This is a genomic window from Methanomassiliicoccaceae archaeon (assembly GCA_034928305.1).
Lineage (GTDB): Archaea > Thermoplasmatota > Thermoplasmata > Methanomassiliicoccales > Methanomethylophilaceae > VadinCA11.
Window position 1 is genome coordinate 33,853 of sequence record JAYFOZ010000003.1, and the last position, 20,034, is coordinate 53,886.

Annotated in this window: 19 protein-coding genes; 8 read left to right on the top strand and 11 right to left on the bottom strand. The window is 51.5% G+C overall.

Annotated features, from left to right (window positions below):
- Positions 1–11: 11 nt before the first annotated feature.
- From VB016_05355 to VB016_05375, 5 genes are all read right to left on the bottom strand, one after another.
- Positions 12–734, bottom strand: a complete 723-nt coding sequence (locus VB016_05355) for a peroxiredoxin (protein ID MEA4977956.1) — start codon at positions 732–734, stop codon at positions 12–14.
- A gap of 77 nt (positions 735–811) precedes the next feature.
- Positions 812–1,261 carry an N-acetyltransferase gene (locus VB016_05360; protein MEA4977957.1) on the bottom strand — a complete coding sequence of 150 codons (450 nt, stop codon included), beginning with the start codon at positions 1,259–1,261 and terminating at the stop codon, positions 812–814.
- A complete protein-coding gene (locus VB016_05365) occupies positions 1,258–3,348 on the bottom strand; it encodes a phospholipase D-like domain-containing protein (protein MEA4977958.1) in 2,091 nt (696 codons plus the stop codon). Before VB016_05365 ends, VB016_05360 begins: the two co-directional genes overlap by 4 nt.
- 75 nt (positions 3,349–3,423) lie before the next feature.
- On the bottom strand, positions 3,424–4,107 hold the full coding sequence (gene tpiA / locus VB016_05370; GenBank protein ID MEA4977959.1) for a triose-phosphate isomerase: 684 nt from the start codon (positions 4,105–4,107) through the stop codon (positions 3,424–3,426).
- Positions 4,100–5,242 carry a fructose-1,6-bisphosphatase gene (locus VB016_05375; GenBank protein ID MEA4977960.1) on the bottom strand — a complete coding sequence of 381 codons (1,143 nt, stop codon included), beginning with the start codon at positions 5,240–5,242 and terminating at the stop codon, positions 4,100–4,102. Before VB016_05375 ends, tpiA begins: the two co-directional genes overlap by 8 nt.
- A 187-nt stretch (positions 5,243–5,429) precedes the next feature.
- Here VB016_05375 and aspS point away from each other — a divergent pair, with 187 nt between their 5' ends.
- The 3 genes from aspS to VB016_05390 all read left to right on the top strand — a co-directional run bounded on the left by aspS (position 5,430) and on the right by VB016_05390 (position 7,965).
- Positions 5,430–6,734, top strand: coding sequence for an aspartate--tRNA(Asn) ligase (aspS, locus tag VB016_05380; protein ID MEA4977961.1), 1,305 nt, complete (start codon positions 5,430–5,432; stop codon positions 6,732–6,734).
- A gap of 63 nt (positions 6,735–6,797) precedes the next feature.
- On the top strand, positions 6,798–7,334 hold the full coding sequence (locus tag VB016_05385; protein MEA4977962.1) for a Holliday junction resolvase: 537 nt from the start codon (positions 6,798–6,800) through the stop codon (positions 7,332–7,334).
- Positions 7,335–7,503: 169 nt separating this feature from the next.
- Positions 7,504–7,965, top strand: a complete 462-nt coding sequence (locus VB016_05390; GenBank protein ID MEA4977963.1) for a YbjN domain-containing protein — start codon at positions 7,504–7,506, stop codon at positions 7,963–7,965.
- Here the strand turns inward: VB016_05390 and nadA are convergent, their stop codons facing one another.
- Positions 7,966–8,868, bottom strand: a complete 903-nt coding sequence (gene nadA, locus VB016_05395) for a quinolinate synthase NadA (GenBank protein MEA4977964.1) — start codon at positions 8,866–8,868, stop codon at positions 7,966–7,968.
- A gap of 82 nt (positions 8,869–8,950) precedes the next feature.
- On the opposite strand from nadA, the gene VB016_05400 reads away from it, so the two are divergent.
- From VB016_05400 to VB016_05415, 4 genes are read left to right on the top strand one after another with little or no spacing between them, the layout of a single operon-like run.
- Complete coding sequence (locus VB016_05400; GenBank protein ID MEA4977965.1) at positions 8,951–9,343, top strand: dihydroneopterin aldolase family protein; 393 nt, start codon at positions 8,951–8,953, stop codon at positions 9,341–9,343.
- Positions 9,344–9,394: 51 nt separating this feature from the next.
- Complete coding sequence (locus VB016_05405) at positions 9,395–9,940, top strand: NTPase (GenBank protein MEA4977966.1); 546 nt, start codon at positions 9,395–9,397, stop codon at positions 9,938–9,940.
- Positions 9,940–11,046: a tRNA (guanine(26)-N(2))-dimethyltransferase gene (locus VB016_05410; GenBank protein MEA4977967.1), complete on the top strand. Its 1,107-nt coding sequence runs from the start codon at positions 9,940–9,942 to the stop codon at positions 11,044–11,046. The genes VB016_05405 and VB016_05410 overlap by 1 nt, the downstream gene beginning before the upstream one ends.
- A gap of 41 nt (positions 11,047–11,087) precedes the next feature.
- Positions 11,088–12,392 carry an adenylosuccinate synthase gene (locus tag VB016_05415; GenBank protein ID MEA4977968.1) on the top strand — a complete coding sequence of 435 codons (1,305 nt, stop codon included), beginning with the start codon at positions 11,088–11,090 and terminating at the stop codon, positions 12,390–12,392.
- 199 nt (positions 12,393–12,591) lie between these two features.
- On the opposite strand, the gene VB016_05420 is transcribed toward VB016_05415, so the two are convergent.
- Positions 12,592–13,860, bottom strand: coding sequence for a UbiD family decarboxylase (locus tag VB016_05420; protein MEA4977969.1), 1,269 nt, complete (start codon positions 13,858–13,860; stop codon positions 12,592–12,594).
- An 83-nt stretch (positions 13,861–13,943) separates the two neighbouring features.
- On the opposite strand from VB016_05420, the gene VB016_05425 reads away from it, so the two are divergent.
- Complete coding sequence (locus VB016_05425; GenBank protein MEA4977970.1) at positions 13,944–15,626, top strand: glutamate--tRNA ligase; 1,683 nt, start codon at positions 13,944–13,946, stop codon at positions 15,624–15,626.
- Here the strand turns inward: VB016_05425 and feoB are convergent, their stop codons facing one another.
- From feoB to glyA, 4 genes are all read right to left on the bottom strand, one after another.
- Positions 15,627–17,552, bottom strand: a complete 1,926-nt coding sequence (gene feoB / locus VB016_05430; protein ID MEA4977971.1) for a ferrous iron transport protein B — start codon at positions 17,550–17,552, stop codon at positions 15,627–15,629.
- Positions 17,552–18,214, bottom strand: a complete 663-nt coding sequence (locus VB016_05435) for a metal-dependent transcriptional regulator (protein MEA4977972.1) — start codon at positions 18,212–18,214, stop codon at positions 17,552–17,554. The genes feoB and VB016_05435 overlap by 1 nt, the downstream gene beginning before the upstream one ends.
- Before the next feature lie 99 nt (positions 18,215–18,313).
- Positions 18,314–18,625, bottom strand: coding sequence for a hypothetical protein (locus tag VB016_05440; GenBank protein MEA4977973.1), 312 nt, complete (start codon positions 18,623–18,625; stop codon positions 18,314–18,316).
- 84 nt (positions 18,626–18,709) lie between these two features.
- Positions 18,710–19,993 (bottom strand): serine hydroxymethyltransferase, encoded by a 1,284-nt coding sequence (glyA, locus tag VB016_05445; GenBank protein MEA4977974.1) that lies wholly within the window; start codon positions 19,991–19,993, stop codon positions 18,710–18,712.
- Positions 19,994–20,034 lie beyond the last annotated feature (41 nt).

Below are 20,034 nucleotides of genomic sequence, written 5' to 3' on the forward strand. Positions count from 1 at the left end.
CCTAAATGATTTTACTGCTTCTTTTCCTTGCGGAAGGTGAGGAACCAGTCGTAGCTGTACTTGTCATCGGACCTGCTGACATCTGCCATGCGTTCCTTCGCTGCACCGCAGCTTCCGGGTGCAGGGATGATGACATCGTCTCCGGGTTTCCAGTTGGCAGGTGTGGCACATTTGTCTTTGTCCGCCTTCTGCAGAGCGATGACCACTCTCTTGATCTCCTCCATGTTGCGTCCGGTGCTTGCCGGGTAGTATAGGATGGTCCTGATCTTTCCATTGGGATCTATGACGAACGTCGCACGTACCGCAGAAGTAGACGTCTTGTCGTGGATCATGCCATATTTGTTGGCAACATTCATGCTAACGTCGTCGATCAGCGGGAACGAGATCTCTTCACCTTTCTTGTGAGGTCCCCACTCCATCTGACAGAGCGACCTGAGCCACGCGATGTGCGAGTGGATAGAATCTATCGAGAGTCCGACGAGCTGGGTGTTGAGGGCTTTGAACTCCTCCGTCATTGCGGCAAAGGTCATGAACTCGGTGGAGCAGACTGGCGTGAAATCCGCGGGATGGGAAAAAAGAATGACCCATTTTCCCTTGAAATCCTCGGGAAAGTTAATCTGACCCTGAGTGGTGTTCGCCTTGAAAGCGGGCGCGTCCTCCCCAATGAGAGGGATTCTCGGGCTGAATTCTGCATCGTCATAGCAGTAGCAGCAACAAGGTTCTTCGTTTTCCATATTTTTTACCTCCGACAGCAATCATCCCTCGGATTATTATAGGTGTTGGACGAACCAGAAATCGAATTAAATGGCGATTATGAGTTCTGGACCGTAGTGCCGATCATCCTGATCGCATCTCCGCCATTGTTGTAGAACGCCGGCAGGGACTCCGTGACTATGAAACCGCGGACCCTGTAGAAGTTTATCGCCGCCTCGTTTTCTATGCGGACCTCGAGCTGGACCGTATATGCGCCCTCGGTAACGGCGCGCCGCCGTAGTGCCGCCAGAAGTTCCGATCCGACACCTTGGCACCTGTTCTGCCTTTCAACGGCCAAAAGTGCTATTCCCACGCGGTCCGGCCCCAGATAAGAACCGCAAATGAATCCGATAACCCTGCCGGTAACAGAACAAGCTACAATCTGCCCGCCGGGCCACTGCCTTAGGAAATACGAAAAAACCTCCGGCAGATAATATTCATCGAGCGAGCTCGTAGCGATCGCGTACACGCGGGGGAGGTCCTCTTCGGACATCTGTCTTATTATCACCGATTTCTCCTCTTCCGTTTTTCTCGGGAATCCCGAGTTCTTTCTGCCCTGATGGTACCCAGGACTGCCACGGAGGCTGACACTATTATTGCTAAGTATACTGAATTGACATTAATACTGTCGGTTCCGGGACTTTGTTCGTCAATGATGTATTCGGCCATTGCAACGGCGGATCTTCCTGTATCTTCCTCAATTACCGTAACGACGAGAGTATGCTTTCCGGGCTCCAATTCATCATAAGATATCTTCGGTATAGAGGACCTCCGTACGAATCTCCCGTCACCGTAGATGTCCCATACATACTCATAATCTCCTTTCGGCGCTATTTCCACCTCAAAAAAGCCGAAGTCGCCCGGTAGGCGATTATCGAAACGACTGATCTCGACAGCTATCTTCCCGGAGCGGTCGTTGTTGTTCCAGTCTTCAAGGAAATACGAAGAATAATAATCTGCGACATCTGGAGATTTTATAATCACGGCAGCTTCCCTATTGCGGAAAAACGACGTGTCGGTCCAGTTGACAGAACCTATCCATACGCTGTCGTCGACGATCACGCCCTTATTATGAGTTAGCCAAAATCCTTCCCCTCCGTTTATTCCCGCGGCCTTCATGCGGGTGGTCGTGTTGATAAGGCCTATCTCGGCCGACTTGCCGCCTGTGTCGTTGGTAATGTCCAGCAACAGTCTGCAGTCCACGCCGCGGGATGCCGAATCGACCATCCATGACACCGGTGAATCTTCCGATATGCCGAGATAAGAGTCCGACAGGTCCATCTGCTGGGCATACGCTCTGGTCTCGGAGCCTTCGATAAAAGACCTGAGCGATTCGTAAGAGTTGTCCGGAGATAATATCGGCGATACGCTGCAATCCCTGAATGTCATGCTTTCGTGGCTGTCGTCATGCGTCAGGCCCGGATCGGAATATATCAGGCCGCCTTCGAAACGGGTCTGTTCCGGATAAAGTGCCAGCATATCTTTGCAATCGCCAAACGCGGTACTGCTGTCGTTAAAAAATATCTCTCGCATATATTTTGCGTAATCCTCGCTTTCGAATACGGCCCCCCATCCTCTGTTGCCATTGCCCGTGCCCATGTTGGACTCGGTCCAATTCTCTGAAGTGATTATGGTTGTTTTTCCATCGATCACGGCATATTTTGTATGGACGTACGTAAATCTGTTTCCGGAGTCGGAGAGGTCTTGCGACCTTGGATCGTTTATCAGCGTTATGGTACCGCCGCTTTCTACCAGACATTTCATCATGGTGCGCTCTGTGTTTGTTTGCCCTTTGTCCCCTAAGGGAGACCCTTCGAGAAGTATATTCACATCTACGCCCCTTTCTGCCAGCAGACAGAGGAGTGCCATGGTGTTCCTGCTTGTGATCTGGTAGATCGATATCAGTACTTCCTCCCTGGCCGATTCGAGAGCATTGTATATCTCCGCGCCGTGGCATTCGGGAAAGGTGAACGGCGTGACATCTGCAATGAACGAAACACCGTCGATCCTATCTGTCATCCCCGGACGGGAAAGCCTCCAATCGGCCGCACTGTCCGTATCTGTCAAAGAAAAACGCACCAGATACCTGTCGTTTGTTGGCTTGTCTGCGACAGGGCCGTTCCATCCCTCTGCCGTGACGTTCCCCCAGCAGACCGAATCCAAAAACACTTTTTTGGGACTGTAAAAGCAAAGTCCGTCGCCCGCATCTGCGAGTTTGAAGCTTTTATCTGCGGTTATGCCGAACGTACCTACCTCGTATGCGAAAAATCCCGAATCGCCGGGACGTTCCAGAAAGGTTTGGACGGCATCTGTGTCAAAAGATATTGTTATGTCCGTCAAAGGTGCGATTATCAAAGATTTCGTAAAAACGAGGTCACCTTCGCCGTCCGTGAGATAATATCCTTTCAGATCTCGCTGGTAAGTGCTGCCGTTATAGAGCGAAAAGCCTTCGGTGCCTTTCGGCTGAACCTCGGATATAAAAATGCCGTCCTGAACTGCCGCCATGCTCTCGTTTACGAAAAATGCGGGCGAAACAGCAACGAGCACCACTAAAAATATCGATGTGAGCCTCATCGCACGCGTGTCTGCGTTCACGCATATTAGGGCACCAGCTACAGTTAGTGCGCTCGCGCCGCCTATCTACACTGATATTCGGAAACGGAGCGAGCTTCAGATTTTTCCCACGAGATCTCTTACGGTGGCCTCTGGGTCCTTGGACCTTACTACTCCGGAGGCTAGAAGCACTCCGTCGGCCCCAAGGTCGAGTGCCGCCCTGACATCGGCGCCCGTCTTTATCCCTGCACCGCAAAGGATCATGACCGTGTGGTTGACGGACCTGACGGCATCGACAGTGTTCTCGATGATGGCAGGATTGGCCTTCGTAACGGAAAGGTCCCCTCCGATCAGGTCGGGGGGTTCCACCGCTATGAAATCCGGACGGAATTGCGCGACTTGGGCCGCGATCTTGTCGTTGTCCGAACAAATAACAGTGATCAGATCCGACGCCTTGGCCAGATCGTTGCACTCGGATATTTCGTTCAATCTGATCTTGTGCTCTGTATGATTGATCAGTGTGCCAGCGGCGCCGCAGCTCTTGACCATGGCAGGTGTTACCCACCCCGTCGCGGAACCGGGGGCCCGGGGGTCGATGTTCTGTGCGAACACAGGAATATTCACATTCCTGGCTATGTAACCCAGGTCGACCATGGGCGGGCATATGCCCACCCTAAGCCCCGACTCCTCTGAGACCTTCTCGCATATCTTGGCAAGCTCCAAGGCGCCAGGTCCGTTGACCTCCTGGTATGCCTTGAAGTTCACTATTATGACCGGTCTATGGAACTTTCTCTCACTCAATGTTCTCAAACCTCGACGTAAGGGAACTGAGGACCTCCGGCCTGGAGGTGTATTCCATTTCCTCCGGTCCGAGTATCGATGGCATGAACGGACCCTGGCTCCTCATGAGCATGGATGCTTTGATTGCGTCCGTCCTTGCCTTGTTCCAGGTTTCCCCCTTGAAAAAGTCCACGGGTGTGTGTTCTCCGTTCTTGGAGTTGATAGGCTCGAGGCCCTGCAGCTTTCCGTTGTTAAGCTGGAATCCGAGACAGCATATCCTCGGAGGTCCGTCGAAATAGACGGGGTCCGAGTCTTCGGGAGAGCATGGATACAGCGCCCCATAGTGGGATCCCCTCATCCAGCCCGCCACTAGGGTCGGGTTGATAAATGGCTGAAGGTATTCGCCGACAGATGGCAGGCCGCTCTGTGCGCGACAGACGCAGACCGGGTCGTCCTTGCCGACATACTTGCCCGCTGTGAGATTGAGCTTGTCGGTAGACACCACACATGCTGGTCCGATGCCTGCTCTGGAGTCGATCCTCTTGATCGCATATCTCGATGTGTCGCCGAGAAGGCTCAGTATGCTGAGGGTCTCTTCGGGAGAGGACATTACAACCTTCTTGTGGTCCATTACATCCTGGATCCCTACATCGAATCCCATTTTTGCCCTTGCATCGATTACCAGCCCGGTAGTCGTGAACGGGTCCAGGAAAATCCTGGAAAGGATGGGGGAATATGCAGACGGTTCCGTTTTGTCCGCCATGAAGAATAACATGGGCTCGGACTTCCTCTCCACGAAGGAAAACTCGGCCGATCCTGGGCCTGCTCCCTTGACGTTACCGGAGAACACATCCGTCAGGATGTCCTGTCCGGCTGCGTAGAGCTTCATGGATTTGGCGATCTTGGTCGCTCTCTGGAAACACTCCCAGGCTGCGCCGTGGACGTCTTTGTTTCCGACACCTTTGTAATGTGTCATGAAAAGATTGATGTCGTCACCCACGCGCGTCACGTAAAAATCTTCGACGATTCCCTGCTTCTGTGCGTCCTTAAGGACTTCCCTGGATGCCTCGAGCATCGAGGGGTGGGGTTTGGAATGTCCGACAACGGACCCGACGTCCGCCTTTATCACTGATACTGTTACTTTTTCCTCTGACATGGATACACCCATCTCGAAACTAGACCGAGTAGGAGGTTTAATTTATAATACTTATTCCCGCACGCAATACTGGTCGGTCATGGCGTGCTGCAAACACAAAGCGCCCAGCGATCGTATCTCTGCACTAGATGCCTGTTGTTTTGTGGCTGAAGTTATTTATCATAAGCGTATATAACCGTTCGATAAAATGACCCTCATACGGAACACAAAAAACATCGCGGTCGGGGACGGCACGGTCACAGTGAAGGGCTGGGCACAGGACATCAGAAATTTGGGGGGCATATCCTTCCTGACGCTCAGAGACAGATTCGGGACCGTACAGGTAACGATGCCTAAGAAGAAGATCGACCCGGAGATTTTTGTGATGCTGACCACCCTTTCAAGAGAGTCGGCCGTTTCGATAACTGCGGAAGTCAAAGAAAGCAACCAGACCGCTCTGGGCCTTGAATTGATTCCGATCGATGCCGAGATTGTTTCAGAGGCCGCAGTACCTCTGCCCATGGGTGTCGTCGACAAAGTGAACGTCGAGATGGACACCCGCCTCAACCACCGGTTCATGGACATACGCAAGCCTGAAATAACGGCGATATTCGAGCTGAAATCCATAATGTTCGGCCTGATATCCGAAGCATGCCGGGAGAACGGCTTCGTCCAGGTCTCGACACCGAAGATCAACTCTTCCGGTGCCGAGGGAGGCGCTACGCTCTTCAAAGTAGACTATTTCGGAAGAGATGCATATCTGGCACAGAGCCCTCAGCTCTACAAGCAGATCCTGATGTCGACGGGTTTGGACCGCGTTTTCGAGATATCTCCGGCGTTCCGTGCCGAGAACTCCAACACCAACCGACATGTCACCGAATTCATATCTTTCGACGGAGAGATGGCATGGATATCGTCCGAGGAAGAGGTCATGTCGATGATCGAGAAGATTATGGATTTCGTACTGACGGGAATCAAGAAAAAAGGTTCCGAACAGCTCGGCATACTTGGTAAGGACATCAATGTGCCAGCAATACCATATCCTCGTCTAAGTTACGAAGAATGCCTGAATATAGTTCGCCAGGGCGGGCTCGACCTCAAAGACGGCGACGACCTCGGTACGGAGGGCGAGAAGATAGTGGGCGACTACATGTCGTCAAAGGGTTTCGACCTTTACTTCATATGCGAATACCCCGAGGACGCAAAGCCCTTCTATATCATGGAGAAGGACGGCACCCCTTACTCGTACTCGTTCGACCTGGACTACAAGGGGCAGGAGATATCTTCCGGAGGACAGAGGGAACACCGCATAGACCGTCTGATATCCAGAATCGAAAAGAAAGGGCTGGACCCGAAAGATTTCGAGTTTTATCTGGAAGCTTTCAGATACGGCATGCCTTCACACGGCGGATGGGGAATAGGAATGGAAAGGCTCTTGGTAAAAATGCTCGACCTGCCCAACATAAGGGAGGCTATTTTGTTCCCGAGGGATGTGTCAAGATTGTCCCCCTGATGGTTTCGGCACTTTCGGCCACCCTATGGTCCGATTTATAAACATCTTATGTATTTTTACCTCATGGCTCCACCGGGCGACATCTATGAAAGAGAGCTGAAGTACCTTCTTTCAGGGGACCCTAAGGTCATAGCTAAGATGGTCAAGACATGCGACGCTACCGAGACCGAAGCCTATAACACGATGCTTAAAGAGCCGTTCCTTGTTGTCAGGGCGGCCGGTTCCCTCGGTGTCGACCTTGTTGCGCTTCGATGGGACTTTTCATTTCCGATCGAAGTTAAGAGCTCGAACGATAGCACCATGCATTTCAGCAGGAACACCCGACTGACAGAGCAGGCAGACCAGATGCTTGAGGAGTGCCAGAAATCTCATTTGATACCGATTTACGCATACCGGCTAAAGGGCTTCAGAGGAGACCCGTGGAGGATTTTCACGATTCCTTCGGAAGCTCGGCTTAGGGGCAGGTGCGGCCTGCTCGACAGACGTATTCCTAAAATGGATATTTCGAACAACGGTAATTTCATCATGAGATGGGAGAGCGGCATGAAACTCAGCGAGTTCATCTCATACGTGTGCATGTCCAATTATGATACGGATTGAGGGGCCGTCGGCACTCATAGGGCTCATCATAGATCAGCATGAAATCATCTTCATCCGGCCAGCCTCGAAGCCCAGATGCATAAGATGGTTATTGTCTTTATCCTCAATAGAAATCCAGTGAATTGTCAAAAATCAAATACCGATAACAACATCTGCGCATGTGGTGGAAATGTTCAAGAAGAAAAGGGGTAGTGCAAAATCGGTGAAGAATGCCGTATGCAGAGCGCTTGACAGCTTCGATTACAAATACGAGATTGCAGAGGACGAACCCGTAGTATATTTGGCCGCCAACGGCGAAGACCTCCCCATCGGAATGGTCCTAGCCGCGGACGACGAGCATAAAACACTGAACATCTACTGCCGCCTCATGTTCGAGGTTCCTCTCAGCAAAAGAAGCGAGCTCACGGTGGAACTGAACAAGATCAACAACACCATAAACAACGGCAGCTTCATCATGGATTCGGAAGAAGGTTACATTTCATTCAAGGTCATACAGAGCTATATCGACGGAGTGCCCTCCCAAAATCTCATAAAACACCTGATAAAGATGTCTTTCCAGACTGCCGACCTTCACGACGGGGAACTGAAAGAGCTCATCCCCAAGTGCGGCTGGGAAATGATGTACCGCTGATCAGTCCAGGGAAAGCATCCTTTCCACAGGTATGCGTGCCTTCCTGGATATGTCCGGGTCCAGGACTACTTCTCCGTTGCCATCGACCAAAGACCTGTATATAAGGCGAAGATTCGTCATCTTAATTGTCTGGCACAGTGCGTTCGGAGGAAAATAGAACTTTGCATCGGGGCGCACTTTACTGAGTCTGTGTAGCATCCCTACTTCAGTGGCGATGATAAATTCGTTGTTGTTGGATACATGGACGAAGTCGATCATCTTCTCGGTGGAACCGATGAAATCCGACATTGCTAGAACGTCGAAAGTACATTCCGGATGACTGACGACATCGGCCCCGGGATGTAACGTCCTCAGGTCCTCGATCTGCCATGTGGTTATACCGTGGTGTGCCGAGCAGTATCCATGGAACGGGATTATGTTCTTTTCAGGCAGCTTGTTTGCCGTATAGGCTGCCAGGTTCATGTCCGGAATGAAAATTATGTCCTCTTCTTCGAGAGAAGCTGTGGCCTTGATCGAATTGGAGGATGTGCAGCATATGTCCGATTCGGCCTTCACGTCTGCAGTAGTGTTCACGTAAGCTACGACTGCCGCATCGGGGTACATTTTCCGCATTTCCCTGACCTGGGCCGCGGTGCACATAGATGCCATGGAACAACCTGCCCTGGGCTCCGGCAGGAGAACTTTTTTGTCGGGATTCAATATCTTGGCGGTCTCGCCCATGAAACTGACTCCGCAGAATATTATTATCTCAGCTTCCGTTTCCGCAGCTTTGCGTGACAGCCCAAGGGAATCGCCCACATAGTCGGCCACGTCTTGGACCTCTGGCAAGGTGTAATTATGCGCGAGTATCACTGCATTCTTCTCTTTTTTGAGCTGCTGAATGGATTCGAGTGAGATTTCCATCGCGCCGTTATATGATTCTATAAATAAACCCTTACTTCGAACGTGGGCTATAAAAATATAATTGAAACGTACTTACCCAAAGATGATGGACAGGGAGTCTTTGGCTGCCAGCAGATTCGATTGTTCCGTTCGCGAACGGGCACTCTTCGAGGCCGGTATAAAGATGGGCACGATATACCATCAATTCGTAGGTACCCCCGTGGATAAGAATGGCGTCGAGACCTTGGAAGCCGCGATGGTAAAGAGCATATGCTCGCAACCTTATGTAGAGAGTGCCAGCATACATATCGATCGCAGCGTATTCGACAGGTCCCTCGACAGATACTCGTATTTCTCGCTTACCGGCGAAAAAATAGATGCGGTTGTCCGCATAAAGATCCATGGCGTATCGGTCACAGCGGAGATGCGCTATGACCCAGAGATCGGATATCCCCTGATGTTCGTATCAAATATCGAGGAGCAGCCGCAACCGTGAACATACTATATATTAGGAACGCTATACAGGTGTACTCTGGGTAACGACATTATGGCTCATGATATTAAGATCGGCATCACAGGCCTCCCTGGATCGGGGAAGACATATGTGCTGCTAAAGGTCATCGAGATGCTGGGCGACAGCGACCTCCACATAGGAGGTATGATCAACGAACCAATAGATGACGGCAGACGTAAGACTGGATGTTCCGTACGAAACCTTGTAACCGGGGAAACAGAGGTCTTCGCCAGCACCGAAATAGAGAGCCGCATTATGGTAGGTAAGCTGGGAGTAGATATCGAGGCGCTTGAGAAAGTGGGCGTGAATGCGATAAGACGTGCGTGCGAAGACTGCGACATTATCGTAATCGACGAGGTGGGAAAACTCGAGGTCGAGTGTCCAGCCTTCATCGAAGCTGTTAAAGAGGCGCTCGATGCCGGCAAACCCATGATAATCACTCTTCACAAAAAATCTAGAAATCCTCTTCTGCAGGACATAAGAAGACGTGACGATGTCCGCATTCTTGAAGTGACTCCGACGAACCGCAATCTTCTGCCTTATAAGATAATGCACCTTATGAGCGGTGAAGATAACTGATGTCGCAAACCGTCATCGTCAAAGAGGGGGGCACCCTTTTGTCCGTTCCCTCGGAACATTCTTCCGGCGGACCCGGAAAAAAGAATTCGGAGATATTCTTCAATGAGCAGATGGCCTTCAACAGGGACGTCAGCGTCATGTTGCTCCGTTCACTGGGTCCGGGAATTACTGCGGCCGATGCCATGACTGCGACCGGCGCACGTGCAGCAAGGATTGCCAACGAGGTCCCCGGATCGGTCGTCACCGCTAACGACATCAATCCCGGTTCGATGGAATATATCAGGAAGAACATCGAAATTAACGGTCTGACAAACTGCACCCCTTCCAACAAGGATCTTCACATTTTGTTCTCCGAACATGCCTTCGGTTATGTCGACCTCGATCCTTTCGGTTCACCGGCGCCGTTCATCCAATCGGCGATCAGAGGATGCAGCAGGAAGGGGATCATGGCCATTACCGCAACGGATACAGCTCCGTTGGCAGGGGCGCATTCTGCCAAATGCCGGAGAAGATATCAGTCTGAACCGGTAAGGGGATATATGTGCCACGAGGGCGGCCTGCGTATTCTGATGTGCACCATTGCCAGAGAACTGGCGAAATTCGACCGCGGAATGGTACCTATGCTGTCGTTTTCGGCCGACCACTACTATAGGACATATGTGCGGATTGTCGAGGGAGCTGTTGCAGCCGACAATACTCTGGCACAATTGGGCTATATGCAATATGACACAAAAACCATGGAACGCTCGATATCTGCTAAATCAGATGACCTGCACCGTCTCGGACCGTTCTGGACGGGAAAGCTCCACGACCCTGAGGTACTGAGAAATATGTCCCCGGAGGGAATGGCGGACGAACGCAGATGCCAGAAGATGCTCGACCTTTGGCGGGGAGAGATAGATTCGGAGGTCTTCGTCTACGACCTGAGCGAGCTGTCTTCTCATATCAAGATGTCGCCTCCGAAGATCGATGCGATGGTGGATGCATTGTGCCAGCATGGAAAAGCATCAAGGACCCATATGTCTCCGACCTCGTTCAAGACCGACCTTCCTCTTAGCGAAATTATCGATACCTACCGCCGCTCCAGCCCCGATGCCGACCGATAAGACATTTTATAGGGGAACGCTCTTGAGGTTTTGGTGAGCAGTTGCCGGGTCTAGTTATCATAGGCGCACAATGGGGAGACGAGGGAAAAGGAAAAATTACCGACTATCTGGCCGATGATGCCGAGATGGTCGTGAGATTCCAGGGCGGCAACAACGCCGGTCATACCATCATTATCGATGGGAAGACCTTCAAGCTCCAGGCCCTCCCTTCCGGAGTGCTGAGGCCTGACAAGACCGCCGTTATAGGCAACGGCGTGGTCATCAATATGGAAGAGATGGAAGACGAAATAAAACGTATCGTCGGCGCGGGCGGCTCCATAGCTAACTTGAAAATCTCAGACCGTGCGCACCTCATTATGAACTATCACAAGAAGCTCGACGGTGCCGAGGAAAAATACCGCGGCGATAAACCCGTCGGGACAACGAAAAAAGGAATCGGCCCGGCATATCAGGACAAGATCTCCCGAATTGGCTTCAGGGTCGGAGACCTTTATGAAGAGGATCTTCTCAAGGAAAAGATTTCTTTCATGATTCCGTACAAAAAAGACCTCCTCAATATGATGGACGTTGAAAATTGCGAATGTTCCAACGAATCCCTTTATAAAAAAATGATGAAGTGGCGCGACATGGTGGACGGCCTTGTGTGCGACACCTCTGTTTTGATCAACGACACGCTTGACAAGGGCAAAAAAGTAGTTTTCGAAGGCGCCCAGGGCGCCATGTTGGATATCGATCACGGCACATACCCTTACGTGACGTCATCTTCCACATGCGCAGGCGGAGCGTGCACCGGTGCGGGCGTCGCCCCCAAAAAGATAGATAGCGTCGTAGGATGCCTGAAAGCTTACACCACGCGTGTCGGCGAGGGACCTATGGTCACCGAGATGCAGGGAGAAGAGGAAGAAAACCTCCAGAGGCTCGGCGGAGAGTTCGGCGTGGTCACAGGCCGCGGACGCAGGTGTGGCTGGCTCGACCTCGTGCAGGCGGAATATTCTGCGAGGCTCAGCGGTTTTACCTCCATTGCGATCACAAAGATCGACGTTCTTTGCGGTTACAAAGAGGTCAAAGTCTGCACTGCATACGAAATAGATGGAAAAATCGTCAAACACTTCCCCGCATCCCTTTCGAAACTATGCATCGCGAAGCCCGTTTACAAAACGATGAGGGGCTGGGAAGGATGGAGCGACACCGCAGAGGTCGTCAGAAACGGCTACGAAGCACTCCCTGAAGAGATGAAATCGTACGTCTCGCTCATCGAGAACGAACTGAAGGTCCCCGTAGATATTGTAAGTGTAGGGCCGGGACGCGAGGAGACTATCATCCGTCGCAGTCCCTGGCACAGTTGAAGTTTAGAACTGATCATTCAATTGGGATAATAGAAGAACGCGAACACTGTAACGGCCAGTACCGCGAGGAACATTGCTGCTCCTATGATCTTGTTATTACGTTTCCTGTTCTTTTCCCCGACATCTTCGACTGCCATTGATTCACCTTTCCCATTGGGATATACGCTTCGGTATGCTTCCGCTTATTTTAAGACCTTCGTCATTTTTTACGGACGGTAGCTTTCCTGAACATTTTCAAATCGGCGTCCAGCGGAAGCGTGGCATCGTAACCTACCTTCCATGTTGTACCGCTGGTGCTCGGGTCCAGGGAGGATCCTGCGGCGCCCGGTATCCTGATGATCTTGTCCGCCTGCATCCTTGTTGCAACAGCCCATTCGACCTCGCGGTCGTTTGAGATATCAATGTCGTCGTCCACTACGATAACCTGCTTCATCGAAGGATGGCCTGTAAAGGCCGCCATTATTGCATTGACCCCGTCTCCTTCCTTGTTCTTGGCGATGGATACAACTCCGTTGAACCAACAGCAACCTCCTTCGGTCAGGCGTACGGCCTTCACTCTGGGCACGGCCTGCCTGACCGTCCTGAGTATCATCGGCTCTCTGGGGAGCCCCATAAGCAGAAAGTGCTCCCATCCTCCAGGCAACAGCAAATGGAATATCGGATCCTTGCATGTCCAGACCTTGTCGATTTTTATAATCGGCTGTTGCCTTATCACATCATATGTGCCAGTAATATCTACGAATGGGCCTTCGGCGGTCTCGTCCAATGTTATGCGCCCCTCCAGCACATAGTCTGTGTCGGCAGGTACGAAAATGCCGTTGTCGCATTTACCGACCTCCAGAGGCGATTTGTCCGCATTGATGCGAAGAGCCGAGGCGACCTCCAGCTCATCCGCCCCGTAGTCCATTGAAGTCGCAGCTGCAAGAAGGACCTCTGCAGGGACACCGATGCATATCGATATCTTCAGCTCCTTTCCTTCTTTTTTTGCGGCATTGTACATGGTGAACAGATGCCTGGGCACCAACCGGACCGCGATGGTATTGTGGTCCATTATCATCATCCTGTGAAAAGAGATGTTCTTCATACCTTTCCACTCGGCGACTATGACTCCGGCAGAGATGTACCTTCCACCGTCCTCCGGGAAGTATTTCGGAATTGGAATATCGGTCAGGTCCACCTTCTGCATGGTAGCCTTGAAGGCCGGCTCCTTCGTCTCGACGTAAGGCTTGGGAGAGCTTACCGCGGATGCCATGGCGCTGACTATGTCAGAGGGTCCGATCCCCAGCGCATCGGCGATTTTCTCCCTTGTTGAGAAACGGTTGCCGATAGCCTTTCCACCGTTCAGATCCGTGAAATAGAACGTTTTGGACTGGTCCTTTGCAAGGGCCTCCGTCACCTCTCCGGAATCGGGGTCGACCTTCCTCTCTATCTTCTCGATCCCGCCGGTAAGTGATTCTTTGACTGTCATAATTCCAGATTAACACTAAGGTATTTATTAAAAGTGAGCGCCGAGCGGTCAACGATTTATAGAAGCATCAGAATTCAGGGCCGATGACATCGGACAGCCTGGAAGAGAGCATAAGAAAGTTCGCACTTCAGAATGCGGTATTTTTTAAAGGAAAGGCGAACCCGAAGGCCGTTTTCGGCAAGATACTCGGCGGGTTCCCGGAATACAGGTCCAAGTCTGCAGAGATTGGGGCGCTGGTCGATTCGATAGTGTCCGAAGTTAACGCAATGGGTCTTGAGTCCCAGACGTCCGAACTTGAAAAGATTGATTCATCCATGCTTGTGAAGGAAAAGAAAGAGCGCATTTACGAACTGCCTGCCCTCGACAACGTGGAAGATAAGATCGTGATGCGCATCGCCCCCGGCCCTTCAGGCCCTTTGCATATAGGCCACACAAGGGTATCGGTCCTTAACGATGAATATGTAAAGAGATACGGCGGAAAGCTCATTCTCAGGATGGAGGACACCAACCCCGAGAAGATAGATTCAGAAGCTTACAGGATGATACCCGAGGACCTCGATTGGCTTGGCGTCAAGATCGATGAGACATATATCCAGTCCGAGCGGTTCGAGATTTATTACAATCATGTCAAAAAGCTCATAGAAATGAGAATGGCATACATCTGCACATGCAACGGTGACGACTGGCGCGGAATGAAGGAAAAAGGAGAGGCTTGCCCTTGCAGAGAACTTCCGGTCGAAGTACAGCTTGAAAGATATGACAGAATGTTGTCCGGAGAATATGGGGCAGGGGAGGCCGTTGCCGTGGTCAAGACTGATCTGAACCACCCCAACCCCGCCGTCAGAGATTTCGTTGCCCTGCGCGTTGTCTATCATCCGCATCCCATTACGGGCGACAGGTACTGCGCTTACCCGATGATGAACCTCTCGGTCGCCATAGACGACCACCTGATGGGCATGACCCATGTCATACGTGGGAAGGACCATCTGAACAACACCAACAGACAGGAGTATATCTTCGATTATTTCGGGTGGAAAAAACCGACATATTATCACTATGGACTTGTGAATATCCCGGACAGTGTTCTGAAAACTTCCATAATCAAACAATGCATCCATGACGGCGAATACTCGGGCTGGGACGACGTCAGGACCGGAACAGTGCGGGCACTGGAGAGAAGAGGCATAAAGCCTGATGCGCTCAGGCGCTATTGGGTAGAGGCAGGGATGAAATCTGTTGACATACAGTTTTCGTGGGACAACCTTTATGGTATGAACAGAGACATCATAGATGACATATCTAACAGATATTTCTTCGTCCAGGATCCTGTCAGGTACGATATTTCAGGCAGGGACAGCATATGCGGATATGCCCCGTTGCATCCTGACCACCCGGAGCGCGGCATCCGCAATTATTCGATCGACGGGAGCAATACCGTCTTCATTTCCGCATGCGACTCCAAGATTTTCGCCGATGCCGGCGAAATAAGGCTAAAGGACCTCTGTAACATCAAATACGGAACACCGGCGATTTACGACGGCAACGACGTCTCGATACTGAAGACAGGGATACGGGCGGTCCAATGGGTCTGTCGCGAAAGCATCCCCGCGACAATCCTTATGCCTGACGGAACAGTCATCGAGGGACTCGTCGAAAATACCATACTGAATGAAAAGAGCGATATCGTTCAGTTCGAGAGAATAGGTTTCGTAAAGCTGGAAAATGTCTCCCCCAAGAGGATCGAAGCCGTATACACCCACCGCTGATCAGAAGAACATCAAAAGCCAGTTTGCAACGGCGCCTATAGCGATGGCCGTGCCGATCGAAAGGGCGGATACTGCAAGGGTCTCCTTCCAACCTATCTCGCGCCATATCACGGCCATTGTCGCAAGGCACGGCATGTATATCGCCATGACGAGTCCGAAAACAAAGAACTGTTCCGGGCCCATGAAAGATCCCAGTTCGAATATGCCGACGCTTGCTGCAATAATGGCCAGCATTCCTACGGCCATCTCCTTTCTGAGCACGCCCACGATGAACGCGAGAATTACGGCCGCAGGAAGTCCCAGCATTGTGACGGTTACGAATGATAGCGGTCCGATTACAAAGTCGAGAAGATTGTAATTGAGGGCGACCTCCAGAAATATGCTGCCTACGACCAGGAGCGGGAACGCGATCATAAAGAAGTCCTTTATGCGGTCCCAAGTTTTGAAAAGTACGTTCTTCACAGATGGTTTGGAGAGGTCGGGTATCTCCATCGCAAGGTTAGAGGGCTCGTATTTTAGGAAACGGTTGAGCGCCAGTCCCAGAACTATCAAAAGTACCAGAACTATCAAAAGTATCGCGAAAGCATATATGAATCCGGAGTATTTTCCTACTATTCCGAATATTATCGCCATCTGAGCGGAACAGGGTATGCACATAACGATGAGCGATGTGAGGATCAACTTCTCGCGACGAGAGCGTATTGTGCGTATGGCCATGATGGCTGGCACATTGCATCCCAGTCCCACTATCATAGGTATGAAAGCTCCTCCGTGAAGACCGAAACGGTGCATCGTCCTGTCTACCAGAACTACTGCCCTGGGCAGGTAACCTGTATCCTCTAGGAAACCGAGTATGATGTAGAAGACCATTATGTAGGGAATCACGAGAGTGAGTATCGCTCTGATGCTTCCATCGATGCCCAGCATTACGGCCTCGCCCATATCTCCGCCGAAGTTCTTGCCGAAATCGACCAAAGAATTGCCTATGACCGCGTCGTAGACATAACTCACCGCTTCGTCGAGCAGTGACCCCAAGAAGATCATCGTTATGAAAAGCAGCAGGCCCACTCCGATCAGGATGGGTATCCCGGTTGATGGCGTTATCATCATATCGGACAGTCTGTCTTTGCGACTGAACTTTGTCTGGGTCCTCGTCTGGACTTTCCTGACTATAGCGTTTGAGACAGAATATCTGTCCCTGGCTATCGCGATATCAGATGATTCGCCGTGTTCCGTTTCGAACTTGTTGCGCAGATTTGAGGCTATCTCGGCCGTTGCCGGCATGATGTCTTCTATGAAGGACCTGGTCCCTTCGATAAGTTTCACTGCTGTTCCGCGTTGATCGAACCTGGTTTTCTTTAGATGGTCTGTGATCTCATCTATAGCGGCCTCGAGATGCATCTCATACTTTACCTGGAATGTCGACCTTCTTCCGAGCCCTTCGCAAAGCGCATCCGCAAGGTGGTCGACCCCCTCGGACGTCTTTGCCGAAACAGGCACGACCGGGATGTCGAGAATGCGTTCGAGTTCCTTGTAGTCCGTATCGTATTTCTTGCGGGCCTCATCTACTTTGTTGACCGCAAGTATTATCGGAAGACCCAGTTCGATGACCTCGAAACATAGTACGAGGCTGCTCTGAAGATTGGTCGCATCGGCGATCACGATGACGGAATCTATGTCCGGGTCCCGGACCATCTCTAGGACGACCTCCTCATCGTCAGAATTTCCAGACATGCCATAGGTTCCGGGCAGATCGAATATGCGGACCTTGTTGCCGTTCCTTGTGACGACCGCTTCCTTGAAGGTCACGGTGGTGCCGGCATAGTTGGAAGATATTACACCTACTCCTGTAAGCCTGGTAAATAATGATGATTTCCCGACATTCGGTTGCCCGATTAAGGCCGTTGTGAACATTCCGTCCTGCATTATTCATCACTCGGCTCAACGTAAACGAACGACGCCATCTCGGAATCAAGAGCGAATGTAGAATTGCCGACGGTGATGACCTTAGGGCCGGACCTGGAACCGTTGCTGACCACGCAGACGTCCCTTCCGGGCACGAATCCCATCGATATCAGCTTCTTTATTGTATGCGAATCTTCACATTTTAGGTGTGATATGCATCCGCGATCCCCCTGCACCATCTCGCTCAGTTTTTTGTTGACGTGGCCGAGCCCGGTAGCGGCCCTGCATTGAACATCGCAGCTGGAACAATCGTCGTCGACCGGGGTCCCGATGATATGGCATATCCTGATCGCCGAATCGTCGGAAATCACATGCTCCATCTTATGGGCCTCCTCATGCGCCAAGTCGCGGTCCATGTTCAGAACGTCGGTGAGAAAGCGCTCCATGATGTGGTGCTTTCTGCGGATCTGTCTGGCGTAATTCAGGCCCTCGGAGGTCAGCTCCACCCCGCGGTATTTAGTGTAAGTTACAAAACCGTCGCTGGAAAGGACCTTTATCATCTCTGATACGCTGGCAGGAGATACTCCCAGCTTATTTGCCAAATCGTTGGTCTTGGCCCTGCCCTCGCCTTCCGTGAGACGCAATATCTCGATAAGATAATCTTCACGGTTACCGGATTTCATCATATGGCGTATGTCTGGCCCGTTAATAAAATTAGTTATGCCTAAAATAGGAAAATATCGTGGCCGGGGGATCGACGGCCATAATTGGTTCGATCGCCATTACTTCCGTTCGGCTTCCTTGCGATTCTTTTCACGCTCGGCCTTCGCTCCGGCGACCATTTCCTGTTTTTCTTTCTCGGTCTTATCTATCTCCGCGTACTTCGCCTTGATATTTCCACAACATTTCTTAACGTCGAAGGTCTCTCCTTTAAGGAACGCTTGGTATATTCTGTCTCCGAGCTTGGATTTCATTTCCTCGATCTCTTTCTGGAGCTCGCGTATCTTGGAGTTGTACTTGCTCTCGTCGATATCCGCTCCGATCTTATTGTCCACGTTCTTAATCCCGGCCGATACTTTGTCCATAAGTCCCATGTCTGCTCACCGAGTTGCAATCGAAGTGTAATTATAATAAGTGTGGGGCCCGCGCAGTGCGCGGGCAAGTAGTTTAGAAGAGAATCACGGTACAAGTTTGCGGTACTCGTAGGCAGGTTCTCCGGCGTTGAAACAGTACTGTATGTTCGAGAACTGTTTCTTCAGCGCCTTGACGTCCTTCTTGACCTTTGCGGGGTCTTCCTTCTTCTTGACCACGCGGGCGATGAGTTCGGCGACCTCTTTCATCTCGCTTTCCTTCATGCCGACACGCGTCATCTCCTGAGAACCTAGCCTGAGGCCGGACGGGCGAACCGCGCTCGTGTCCCTGGGCAACATGTTCTTGTTACAGATGATATTAGCGTCCTCCAGAAGTTGTGCGCATTCTTTTCCGCCTCCGAACTCCGAAACATCAAGGGCGATCGCATGGGACCTGGTGAAACCTAGGTCCGGGCAAAGGACCGGTATTCCGAGTTCGTACAGGGACTCGCCTAGCTGACGGGAGTTCTTGCATGCCTGTGCGGCGTAATCCTTAGCGAAAACTTCCATCTCCGCAAGCGTGACGGCTAGCGCCGCCATGGCGTGAAGGTGGTGGCTCGACGTGACACCGGGGAAAACCGCCTTCTGAAGCTTCTTCTCCTGATCTTCGGTCATATTCGATCCCAGGAGCAGCCCGTGGTTGGGTCCGGGGAACGTCTTGTGCGTCGACGACGATATGATGTTCACCCCTTCTCTCAGAGGATCGTGGAACTGTCCGCCTGCGACGAGGCCTAGGACGTGCGCGCAGTCCTCCCATACGAGGCATCCGATCTCATTGAAAGTGTCCTCAAGCTCCTTGAGGGGCGGAGGGAACAGGAAAACGGAGAGGCCGAACTGGGCCACCTTGGGTTTTACTTCTTTGAGCAGCTTTATCGTCCCGTCGACATCGAGATTCATGTTCTCTTCGTTGAACGGATAGTTGACCGAGTTGACCGCCCTCTGTCCGAAAGCTCCGAACTCGCATGTGGAAATGTGCGCCCCCTGTGCGAGCGCGCATGTGGTGATTGTATCTCCCGGCTCTGCAAATGCGAAAAGAACGGCCATGTTGGCAACCGTACCGGATATCGGCCTTACGTCGGCAAAATCGGCCTTGAACAGATTTTTGGCAAGCTCCATGGCTTTGGTCTCGACCTTGTCCACGTAGATGTTGCCCTGATAGTAGCGTTTTCCGGGAAGCCCCTCGGCATACCTGTCGGCGAAATCCGAGATTAGCATCTCTTTGGCCAGAGGGCTCATGAGATTCTCGGAAGCTATCATCGGAATGGATTCTTCGAACCATTTGTTGTGGTTCATTACCTGCTCTCTGATGTATTTGGCATCCTCTGCGGTCATTTTATCGTTACCTCGTAACCATTGCTCGGTAAAAAAGGATT